Origin of the sequence: Binatus sp. (SeqCode) (assembly GCF_036522015.1) — a bacterium.
Classification (GTDB): domain Bacteria; phylum Desulfobacterota; class Binatia; order Binatales; family Binataceae; genus Binatus.
Map to the genome: position 1 here is coordinate 1 of NZ_DATDGQ010000015.1, position 11,243 is coordinate 11,243.

Genomic DNA, 11,243 nt, shown 5'->3' on the forward strand with positions numbered 1-11,243 from the left:
CCCTTAAAGATCCGTCGCACTCGACATTTCTCGCGATTGTCCCCTTCCCTCGAGGGAAGAGGTTTAGGTGCTGCGCGATTCGACTGACTCTCCGCAATCCATAGTTCAGCGAATCAAACTTGCGCTGCCCGACGCCCTCCAATAATTTGAAAAACATACTCGCTGAGCTATGCGTAACCTTCATCGTCCGTTTTAATATCGGTCTTTAGCGCAACCTATGTGGATCGTCCGCCTCGCGCTTCGCCGGCCGCTCTCCGTGGCGGTGATGGCGCTTCTGATGCTCGTGCTCGGCGTCCTGTCGTTCGGCCTGATGAACGTCGACATCTTTCCGTCGATCGATCTCCCGGTGGTGATGGTGGTCTGGAATTATCCGGGCCTCTCCGCCTTCGATGTCGAACGACGGATGGTTTTCATTTCCGAGCGCGCGTTTTCGACCACCGTCAACGGCATCGACCACATCGAATCCGAATCCATCAACGGCATCGGCATCCTCAAAGTTTATTTCTATCCCGGCACCGACGTGGGCGGCTCAATCGCGCAGATGAGTGCGCAGGCCGAGAGCATCCTGAGCAATCTGCCGCGCGGCATCCAGCCGCCGCAAATCATCTCGTACAATGCCAGCAACGTCCCGGTCGCGCAGCTCAACGTTTACAGCGACGTGCTTTCGACCAACAAGCTCTTCGACTACGGCCTCAACTTCATCCGCATCCAGCTCTTCACGATTCCCGGCTTTTCTTCGCCCGCACCGCTGGGCGGCGTCAGCCGCTCGGTCATGGTGAACCTCGATCCCAATGCGCTTTACGCCAACGGACTCTCCGCCTTCGACGTCGGCAACGCGCTCGCGACCACCAACGTCGTCATCCCGTCGGGCACCGCCAAGATGGGCAATTACGAATACAACGTTGACCTGAACATGTCGGTGCCGAAGGTCTCCGACTTCAACAAGCTGCCGATCAAGTATTTGAACGGCGCGCCGGTGTTCCTCGGCGACGTCGCGCCCGTCACCGATTCGCATCAACCTGAGACGAATGTCGTGCGCTTCAACGGACAGCAGGCCACTTACCTGCTGGTGGTCAAGCACGCCGACGCCTCGACGCTGACTGTCGTCGATGCGGTCAAGAAAAAGCTGCCCGACATCCGCGCCACCGCGCCCAAGGGGTTGAACGTGATGCTCACGTTCGACCAGTCGCAATTCGTGCGCGCCGCGCTGCGCGACGTGGTGCAGGAGGCGGTCACCGCCGCGATCCTGGTCGCGATCATAGTGCTGCTGTTCCTCGGATCGCCGCGCAGCATGATCATCGTCATCACGTCGATTCCGCTCTCGATTCTCACCGCGATCGTCGGCCTCAAGCTGACCGGCCAGACGATCAACACGATGACGCTCGGCGGAATCGCGCTCGCGGTCGGGATGCTGGTCGATGATGCCACCGTCGAAGTCGAAAACATTCATCGCAATCACGCGATGCACAAACCGTTGCTGGTCGCGATCCTCGACGGCGCGTCGCAAATCGCCACGCCGACGTTCGTCGGCACGCTCGCCATCTGCATCGTTTTTTTTCCGGTCGTGCTGCTGACCGGCGTCGCGCGATTTCTTTTCACTCCGCTGGCACTCGCCGTCGTATTTGCGATGCTCACTTCGTATCTGCTCTCGCGCACCCTCGTGCCGAGCATGGCGCGTTACCTGCTCCCCGACACCCACGAGGAACACCTGGGCACCGGCCTGTGGGCCCGGGTGGTCAGCGGCTTCGACGCCCGGTTCGAGCGCGTCAAGGAGTCGTATCGGTTTGCGCTGGCCAAGTTCATCGCACGCCGAACGTTCTCGCTCATCTGCGTCGCCGTCCTCATCCTGTCTTCATTGGCGATGCTACTGGTCGTCGGCGAAGATTTCTTCCCACGCATCGACGCCGGCATGATGAGCCTGCACCTGCGGATGCCGACCGGGACCCGCGTCGAGCACACCGAATACCTGGTCGATAACATCGAGCGCGCGATTCGGACCGTCGTGCCTGCCGACGAGTTACAGGGAATCAGCGACAATATCGGGCTCCCGATTTCCTACGACCTCGCGTTCTATCACACCGACTCGATCGGTCCGCAGGACGCCGACCTGCTCATCCAGTTGAAGCCGGAGCATCAGCCGACCGCTATCTACCAGAATAAAATTCGCCGCCTGCTCGCGAGCCGGTTCCCAAACGTCACCGCCTATTTCCAGGCCGCCGACATCGTCAGCCAGGTGCTGAATTTCGGCCTGCCCGCAGCCATCGACGCGCAAATTAATGGCAACAACCTGCAGGCTGACTACGACATCGCGCTGCGGCTGCAGGATCGGATGCGGCAGATTCCAGGCGTCAGCGATCTCCGCATCGCAGAGCCGCAGGACTATCCGACCTTCGGCGTCAACGTCGATCGCGACAAGGCGCTCCAACTCGGCATCACGCAGCAGCAGGTCGCTTCGAGCATGCTCTCGACGCTGTCGGGCGCCTCGCTCTTGCAGCCCAACTTCTGGCTCGATCCGAAATCCGGCGTCAACTACAACGTCGTAGCGCAGGCGCCGCAGCATCTGATCGACTCGGTCGCGACGCTGTCGAATATCCCGCTCAGCACTCCCAACACCGCGGCCGGCTTGCAGAACCAGGCCCAGCTCCTTGGCAACCTTGCGACCGTCACCCATGGCTGGGATCCCGCCGTCGTCGCGCACTACACCGTGCGGCGCGTCATCGACGTTGACGCCGGCGTCGAGGGCCGCGACCTCGGCAGCGTAACTTCCGCGGTGCAGCACGAAATCGACAGTCTCGGCACCTTGCCCGCCGGTACCCATGTCGTCATCCGCGGCCAGAGCCAGGCGATGCACGATTCCTTCCGCACACTCGGCGAAGGCCTGATCCTCGCCATCATCCTCGTGTACCTGCTGATGGTCGCGAACTTTCAGTCGTGGCTCGAGCCCTTCATCATCATGATGGCGGTGCCGGGCGCGCTGGCCGGCGTACTCTGGATGCTCGCGATTACGGGAACGACCGTCAACGTCGAATCTCTGATGGGCGCGATCATGGCGGTCGGCGTCGGTGTTGCCAACGGCAACCTGCTGATCACGTTCGCCAACGAGCTGCGCGAGGACGGTTACAGCCCACTCGCCGCCGCGATCGAAGCCGGCCGCATCCGCTTCCGCCCGATCATCATGACCGCGCTCGCGATGATTCTCGGGATGCTGCCGATGGCGCTTTCGCTCGGCTCGGGTTCCGAGCAAAACGCACCGCTCGGCCGCGCCGTCATCGGCGGACTCCTCGCGGCGACGATGATGACCTTGTTCGTCGTGCCTGCGGTTTATTCGATCTTCGGCCGCAGTCTTATCGGCAAACATCAGCGCGACATGGAGATCGAAGCAATCACGCTCCCCGGCGCATAGAATATTCTTTGGATGGAAGACGATCCGAAAAATTTCAGCGTGCCCGCACCTGGCGGGTTCTTCTTCGCCGGATGGATAGTCGCGATCATCGTCGCTCTGATCGCCACCGCCGGCCTCGTGCTCGCGCGTGAGCTGTGGATCGGCCGCCAGACGTCGGCGCTCGAAAATGAAAACCAGGCCGGCCCGCACGTCCTCGTCAGCCAGGTGCTGCAAGCTCCCGCCACGCGCGAGCTCAAGCTGCCGGCGACCATTCGCGGCTTCGACGAGACCGACATTTACGCGAAAGTTCCCGGGTACCTGAAAACGATCAAGGTCGATAAGGGCGACCGCATCCACAAGGGCCAACTGCTCGCCATTCTCACGTCGCCCGAGCTCGATCAGCAGGTCGCCAACGCGCGCGCCAACTACAACCTCGCGCTGATCACCGACAAGCGCAATCAGGCCCTCGTGCACGCACAGGTTATCGCGCAGCAAACCGCCGATGAATCCCACGGCGCGATGCTTCAAGCCCGCGCCACCCTCGCGCAGGACCTCGCCAATCAGCAGTACGAAATGATCACGGCGCCCTTCGACGGTATCGTAACCGCGCGCTACATAGATCCCGGACATCTCGTGCCCGCGAACACCACCCCAGGCACGCCGGGGTCCGGCGCGATCATCTCGATCTCCCGTTACAGTCCGCTGCGCGTGTTTACGTATGTTCCGCAAAACCTCGCGCCGTTCATCAAGGACGGCGATCCCGCGACGATCACCGCAGCCGGCTACCCCGGCCAGAAATTTACCGGCACCATCACGCGCCATCCCGACGCGCTGTCTCCCGACACGCGCACGATGCTGGTGGAAGTCGATCTGCCCAACCAAAACCAGGCGCTGTATCCCGGAATGTACGCGACCGCCGAGTTCACGGTCGCGATGGGCACGGGAGCTCCGATGGTTCCCGACGACGCCCTGATATTCCGCGACGGAAAAGTCTACGTGCCCGTCGTCCGCAACAGCCAGTTGCACCTTGCCGAGGTAACCCTGGGCTACGACAACGGCCAGACCGTGGAAGTCCTGAGCGGCATCAACCCCAGCGATAAGGTCGCAGTAAACGTAGGCCAGGCGGCCCGCGACGGCGAAAACGTCCAACCCGTCGACAACACAAAATAGTTCCGCCTCGCCGCGATTGGTTGCCCTTCCCAGTATGGGAAGGGGTTAGGGGTTAGATCAGCCCGCATCGTTCCCGACGCTCACTCGCAATGGGCGAATATTCCCTGTTCTCCAGATAACACAATTGCATCGCGTCACGTTGACTTGCCGTGCCGACCCGACCACAACTCGATCAGAGAAATCAACTCGATGTTTACAGTTCGCTCACTAGGTGTTGTGGCTGAACTCTTCGCCGCGACTATCCTCGTAGTCTGGCTCGCAACCGGATGCGTGCTGCTCGCAATCAACGGCACGATTCCTTGATCTGTTCTCAAGGTGCGCCTGCCAAGGCCTCGCCTCTTTTCATCACGCTCACGATCTGCTCTGCTTGCGCTTCCTTAGATCAAACAGGGAGCAGACTTACATGCGGTATCTGCGGACGATTGTGGCTTGTTGCGCGATTCTCGTTGCTTCGGGATGCTCGAAATCCAATCCTCTTCTCGGCAAATGGAAGTTAGCTCCGAACCAGGGCAACGAGTGCTTTCAGCTCGGTGCAATCGAGTTCGGCGACAAAACCATGACGATGGCGACGCCACTCGCGCCAGTTACTATGGCGGTGACTTACTCCCGCGACGGCGACAACTACCTGGTCACAGCGGCGATGGGTCAAGCCTTTTCATTCCAGACAGAGAGCGGCGGCATCAAATCAGTCTCCCCGGAATGCCACCTCGTGCCGAACAACTAGCAACTCGATCCCGCCGCACCTTTGTCGAGCGCGCGATGGTTCCCCTTCCCCTCGAGGAAAGCGGTTAGGGATTAGATTGCTCGCAATACCAACCGCTCCTCCCCTTCGATAAACTCGCGCAATGCCCAAACATCTGACCCTTCGCGTCCATCTGCCGCCTGCGCTCGCGCAGCAGCTTGGTGCGCGTCGCCAACAGACCGGACAAACTCTGTCCGCCATCGTCATTCAAAGTCTCGAGCGTCTGCTCGGCGACGAAGATCAGACCGTATTCCAGACTTCGACCGTTGACGCACTGATGGAAGGCGCCTCCACCGGCGACATGACGATGGGCGAGCTCAAGACTCACGGCGATTTCGGCTTGGGGACCTTTGACGGACTCGACGGCGAAATGATCGAGCTCGACGGCAAGGTCTTCCAGGTGCGCGCCGACGGCCGCGCGCATCCGGTCGAGGATTCCGCGCGCACGCCATTTGCGACGGTGAGCTTTTTCAAAGCCGACGAAAGTTCGCGTCTCGATCGTCCATGCGATCAGCCCGCGATGCTCGCAGCCGTCGCCGCGATGCTGCCCTCGCAGAACATCTTTCACGCGCTTCGAATCCAAGGCCGCTTCGACTACGTGAAGACTCGCGCAGTTGCCAAACAGGACAAATCAGTCGGCCTCGAGCAGGCCGCCCGCGAAGAACCGATCTTCGAATTTAACGATGTGGAAGGCACTATCGTCGGATTCTTCACCCCCGACTACCTCCGCGGCGTCAACGTGCCCGGCTACCACTTGCATTTCATCACAGCGGATCGAACTGCCGGCGGCCACATGCTCGACTGCCGCACGAAGGACGTGACGATCAAAATCCATCACACGCCCGAATTCGAACTCGGCACCCCGGGCACCGAAGAATTCCTGAAAGCAGATCTAACCCACGACCACACCGACGCCATCAAAAAAATCGAACACTAGAGACGCCAAGGTGCAGGGGTTACCCCTGTCCAGGGAAGCGTGAAACCCACGGCGGGTTTCACATTCAATCAAGTGATTTCACAGGGCGGCGAAGTTGCGGTTTTCGTGCGGCCATGGCGGGGCGCTTGCGATTGCCTCGAGCACATCTTCGGGCTGCTCGACCAGAGACCACATCTTGCGATGACGATCGTCCATGAAACGCCGCTCGATGCAGCTTTCCAGGAACGACACGCACGGCGTGTAGAATCCCAATGTATTCACCAGCACGATCGGACCGCCGAACAAGCCAAGCCGCTTCCACGTGATCGCTTCGAACAGCTCCTCGAGCGTGCCGCATCCGCCCGGCAGCGCGATCACCGCATCGACTTCGTCGATCATCATGCGCTTGCGCTCATGCAGGTCGTTTACGATCAGCAGCTCGCTTAATCCGCGATGTCCCCATTCGAGGTCGTACATGAAGCGCGGCAGCACGCCGATCACGCGCCCGCCTTCAGCCAGCGCCGCGTCCGCCAGATGGCCCATCGAGCCAACGCTGCCACCGCCATAAACCAGTGTCACCTGATTGCGCGCCAGCTCGCGGCCGAGCCGCGCGGCGGCATCATGATACGCGGCGTCGCACTGGCGACTCGACGCGCAATAAACGCAAACTCGCTTGATAGCCATCGCGCGATCGTACCCGACCGATTCGCGCCCATCCAGACAGCATAGAGACCGAAGTGGGAGGTCACGGACTGGAGTAGCGAGCTGTTGCAACCGATGTCCCGTTCTGGGACACAGTGCACGCCATCGCGAGTGTCAGGCAACTGAAGATGTGAGTTGCACCGCTCGGCTCGTCATAATTCCCGAACAGATTAAAGTGTATTCGTCAGTTATTCGCCGGCGTGAACGATAGGTCGTTAATAAAACTCTAAGCGGCTTAACACTTGCTCTAATAGGCCTCGTGATGCGCATTTGCCAGCTCATCCTGGAGGACCTTTTAGTTGCGAGAAAACCGACCATCCAAGCCACACTCCAAGTACATTGCCTTTGCTGTCACTGCCGCGCTCGTTCTCAGCTTGGCGTCGGTCTGGACTTCCAGGTTCGTGACGCTTGCGCATGCGCAGACGCTCCCGTCGCAAGTCGAAATCGAGGGTGAGCAATCGATCGCATCGGGTCGATCCATTACGAGTTTTTTTGACGCGGCATCTCAGTCGCTACGGGTCGAAAAGCGACCTGTTCAGGTAGCGATCCATCGTCCAATCGCAGGACCCGCGAGCGATCCTCAAGAAGATGAAGGCGACGGCTTCGATCCCGGCGACAACTCAGGCGCGCAGAGCCGGAACCGGCGGCATCGCGTGCGGAAGGCGGACTTTCCCGGCGGTACCGACAATGGAGCGGTGATTCCGCCCGATACGCAAGGGACCGTCGGCCCGAACCATCTGATGGCCGTGCTCAACAGCAACGTGACGATTGAAACGCGCACCGGAGTCGTTCTGAGCTCGATTCCGATTGCGTCGTTCTGGTCGAGCCTTGGCGGAATCAACGAGGCCTTCGATCCGCGCGTGCTGTTCGACAAGTACGCTGACCGCTGGATCATATCGGCCGGCGCCAACGCCGCGTCGCCGACGGCGTACATTCTGATCGGCGTTTCGCAGACCAACGATCCAACCGGCGCCTGGAATCTCTACAAGGTGAGCGTCGATACGAACGGCGCGGGCTGGGCTGACTATCCGACGCTCGGCTTCAACGGCGACTGGATCGTGCTGCAGACCAACGTCTTCACCGTCAGCCAGGGTGCGTACGTCGGGTCGTACATTTACGCGTTCGACAAAACCGACTTGTACGCGGGCGGCGCAGGCAGGTACACGGTCTTCCACGATCCGACAGGATTCACCGACTACCCGGCGGTAACCCACGACAACGCGCTCGCGACCGAGTATCTGGTGCGAAACTGGGACGGCGCAAGCGGGACGCTGCGCATCAGCACGATCACGGGAGCGGTTGGCGCCGAAGTGCTGACGACCGGCGTCGCTTTCCCGAAGGCGGCGAACGCCTGGCAGGATGCCGGCGCCGAAAACTTCGCGCCGCAGCTCGGCTCGACCGCGCGGATAGACACCGACGACGACCGAATCGAGAACTGCGTCTATAGAAATGGCTCTCTGTGGGCCGCGCAGACGGTGTACTTCCCCGCGACCGGCACTCCGACGCGCTCATCGGCGCAGTGGTGGCAGATCAATACGGCGGGCGGCAACCTAGGCGTCGTGCAGCAACTTGGGAAGCGCGACGATCCATCGGGAGCGTTCGATTACGCGTATCCGACGCTCGACGTCAACGCGAACGACGACATGATGCTCGGCTACTCGCGGTTCGGCGCCTCCCAGTATGCGAGCGCCAACTATTCTTATCGGCTCCATGGCGATCCGCCGAATACACTCGAGGCTGACACGGTCTTCAAGGCGGGCGAGGCGCCGTACTTCAAAGACTTCGGCACCGGGGACAATCGATGGGGCGACTACAGCAACGTCGCAGTCGATCCGATCAACGACATCGACCTGTGGACGATCCAGGAATACGCGGGCATGGGCAACACTTGGGGAACATGGTGGGGAACGATCGCGCTGAGCAGGAATATTGCGACTCCGACCGCGACAGCCACGGCCACCCGCACGTCAACGCCGACCCCGACGCCCACGCCGACGCGCACGCCAACGCCAACGCGTACGCAGAAGCCGCGGCGGACTCCAAGACCGACACGGACTCCGAAACCGACTCGTACCTCCGCCGCGACGCCGACTCCTGCGAGTCACTGGTTTTAGCTATCTCAAAAGGGGCAGGCCGGGCGTGAGGTCAGTGAAGATCGGTCGAAACCAGGTGCAGCGCTGCAACTACACCTGCTGGCAATGCTACAAATAGACAGATTGCTAAAACACAAAGATTCGTACCGTTCGAAGTGAAGATTGGCGAATATTCTGCTCAAATAAAGGGGAAAATTCACTTCGGGCAGTCTTTAGCATTAGCACCGGTTCTGCTTCCCATCAGTATCATCTCGCGGTTCAAGTCTTGCTTTAACATCCTTTGTGATGGTGCGTTGCGTTTTGCAGACAAACCTGCTGGGAGGGGTTTAATGCGATTCAGCGGAAAAACATTAGTGAAGTCATCGCATGACCTGGTTCTCATTATTGGCGCTGTGATCGCCATCGCGATGATTGTCTCGGAGATGGTTCACAACTGGAGAACTTCGCCGCCTAGCCTGGGGATGAGTAACGGGGTGGTGATGGCGGACAACAATCTGGCGCCGCGTTGAGGTAATTTTTTTTTCGGGCTGCGAATGCGGGGAGGGGAGCCGCGTTGCGGCCAACTTGAGAAAGAAACAGGCCCGGAACGCCGGGTCTGTTTCCATTTCGACGATCGTTGAGCCGCGCTCAACCGCAATTCTGCACGTAACCGTCTTTAGCCATAGACGCACCGCACCTACGTCAGTAAGATGCCTGCGCATCGGGCATCAACCTTCGGCGGGAAAGTGACAGGGCGATTGTTGCGTACCTTGGTGATGAGCGCGGCGGCGCTGGTCGCGTCTATCTCAGCCGCTGCCATGATAAGCCAGGCGGCGGTTGTGCCCCGCCGTTCCCATTCGGCCCACGCCCGCACGGCCATTCGCGCGTTGGAACCGGGCTTCACCGGGACATTTCTCTACCGCAACGACAATTTTCGCACCGGCCAAAACCTCGCGGAGAGTATCCTCACTCCGTCCAATGTGACGTCGTCGCAATTCGGCCTGCTGTTCACTGACGCTATCGATGGGTCCGCCTACGCGCAGCCGCTGTACGTGCCGAACGTAACGATCCCGAGCTTGGGAACGCACAACGTCGTGTACGTCGCGACGGAAAACGACAGCGTGTACGCATTTGACGCGGATCAGCCGGGTCCTCCGCTGTGGCATACAACCTTCATTGATCCTTCCAATGGAATCGTTCCGGTACCGTCGTCCGACATCGGCTGCGGCGACCTGGTGCCCATTATCGGGATCACTGCGACGCCCGTGATCGATCCGGTCAGCGGGACTCTCTACGTCGTCTCGAAGGTCAAGTTGGGTCCGGGGCGTTACCAGCAGCAGCTTCACGCGCTGGACATCACGACCGGCCTCGAGAAGACGAAAAGTCCGGTGACAATTGCGGCGAAGGTGGCGGGAAGCAGGGAAGAAAGCGTCAAAGGTATGATTTCCTTTGATCCTCTGCTGCAACAAGATCGGCCGGCGCTGACGCTGTCGAACGGCGTGGTTTACCTGAGCTTCGCGTCGCATTGCGACATTCAGCCGTATCACGGATGGATCCTCGGCTACGACCAGACGACATTGGCGCAGGAGGTTGTGTTCAATACTTCTCCCGACGGCGGCCAAAGCGGCATCTGGGAAGCGGGATGCGGTCCGGGGGTCGATACCAACGGCGATTTGATCGCGATCACCGGCAACGGAACCTTCGATACCGGTACGCCCCGTGTCGACTACGGAGACAGCTTTCTGCGGCTGACGCCCGGCGGCGGGACCATGTCCGTCACCAGTTTCTTCACCCCCCTCGACGAACTCCTACTCGATGACGACGATCAGGACATGGGCTCGGGTGGTAACCTGCTGCTGCCCGATCAACCCGGGCCGAATCCACATTTGATGGTCGGCGCCGGCAAGGTCGGCACCCTCTATCTTGTGAATCGCGACAGTATGGGCGGGTTCAATGCCACCGTGGATCAGATGGTGCAGGAACTGCCGTCTGAAGTCGGCGGAATGTTCAGCACGCCCGCGTATTGGCAGGGAATGGTGCCGGGTGTTGGCCTGCGGAACATGATCTACACGGGCGGCTCCTCAGATTGGATCAAGATGTTTGTCATCTCAAACGGACTGATCCAGACACCGCCGATTTCAGCACCAATTTCATTTGGGTTCCCAGGCCCGTCGCCGGTTATCTCCGCCAATGGCACGACCGGTGGCATCGTCTGGGCTATCGACAATTCGGCATACCCGGGAAACCCTGCGGTTCTCT

8 protein-coding genes are annotated in these 11,243 nt (G+C 60.2%); 7 read left to right on the forward strand and 1 reads right to left on the reverse strand.

All coding sequences use genetic code 11. From position 1 onward, the window contains the following. The first annotated feature begins 217 nt into the window (after positions 1–217). The 4 genes from VIW95_RS00740 (at position 218) to budA (ending at position 6,231) form a co-directional block, all read left to right on the forward strand. Positions 218–3,403, forward strand: coding sequence for an efflux RND transporter permease subunit (locus VIW95_RS00740; RefSeq protein WP_331582998.1), 3,186 nt, complete (start codon positions 218–220; stop codon positions 3,401–3,403). Between the two features lie 12 nt (positions 3,404–3,415). Continuing rightward, entirely contained in the window at positions 3,416–4,552 is a 1,137-nt protein-coding gene (locus tag VIW95_RS00745; RefSeq protein WP_331583000.1) for an efflux RND transporter periplasmic adaptor subunit, read from the forward strand. Between the two features lie 403 nt (positions 4,553–4,955). Next, a complete protein-coding gene (locus VIW95_RS00750; RefSeq protein ID WP_331583002.1) occupies positions 4,956–5,276 on the forward strand; it encodes a hypothetical protein in 321 nt (106 codons plus the stop codon). A gap of 121 nt (positions 5,277–5,397) precedes the next feature. Further along, positions 5,398–6,231 carry an acetolactate decarboxylase gene (budA, locus tag VIW95_RS00755; RefSeq protein ID WP_331583004.1) on the forward strand — a complete coding sequence of 278 codons (834 nt, stop codon included), beginning with the start codon at positions 5,398–5,400 and terminating at the stop codon, positions 6,229–6,231. A gap of 78 nt (positions 6,232–6,309) precedes the next feature. Here budA and VIW95_RS00760 read toward each other — a convergent pair whose 3' ends face one another. Next, complete coding sequence (locus tag VIW95_RS00760) at positions 6,310–6,894, reverse strand: TIGR00730 family Rossman fold protein (RefSeq protein WP_331583006.1); 585 nt, start codon at positions 6,892–6,894, stop codon at positions 6,310–6,312. A 671-nt stretch (positions 6,895–7,565) separates the two neighbouring features. Between VIW95_RS00760 and VIW95_RS00765 the strand changes: the two genes are divergently transcribed. From VIW95_RS00765 to VIW95_RS00775, 3 genes are all read left to right on the forward strand, one after another. After that, positions 7,566–9,026 (forward strand): hypothetical protein, encoded by a 1,461-nt coding sequence (locus VIW95_RS00765; protein ID WP_331583008.1) that lies wholly within the window; start codon positions 7,566–7,568, stop codon positions 9,024–9,026. Between the two features lie 134 nt (positions 9,027–9,160). Further along, on the forward strand, positions 9,161–9,514 hold the full coding sequence (locus VIW95_RS00770) for a hypothetical protein (RefSeq protein WP_331583011.1): 354 nt from the start codon (positions 9,161–9,163) through the stop codon (positions 9,512–9,514). 180 nt (positions 9,515–9,694) lie between these two features. After that, on the forward strand, positions 9,695–11,243 hold a 1,549-nt coding region (locus tag VIW95_RS00775), incomplete at its 3' end, for a hypothetical protein (protein WP_331583013.1).

What these genes read in the sequence shown, in the direction of transcription:
- VIW95_RS00740 (WP_331582998.1), top strand. Translation starts at nt 218, where the DNA reads ATGTGGATCGTCCGCCTCGCGCTTCGCCGGCCGCTCTCCGTGGCGGTG.
- VIW95_RS00745 (WP_331583000.1), top strand. Translation starts at nt 3,416, where the DNA reads ATGGAAGACGATCCGAAAAATTTCAGCGTGCCCGCACCTGGCGGGTTC.
- VIW95_RS00750 (WP_331583002.1), top strand. Translation starts at nt 4,956, where the DNA reads ATGCGGTATCTGCGGACGATTGTGGCTTGTTGCGCGATTCTCGTTGCT.
- budA (WP_331583004.1), top strand. Translation starts at nt 5,398, where the DNA reads ATGCCCAAACATCTGACCCTTCGCGTCCATCTGCCGCCTGCGCTCGCG.
- VIW95_RS00760 (WP_331583006.1), bottom strand. Translation starts at nt 6,894, where the DNA reads ATGGCTATCAAGCGAGTTTGCGTTTATTGCGCGTCGAGTCGCCAGTGC.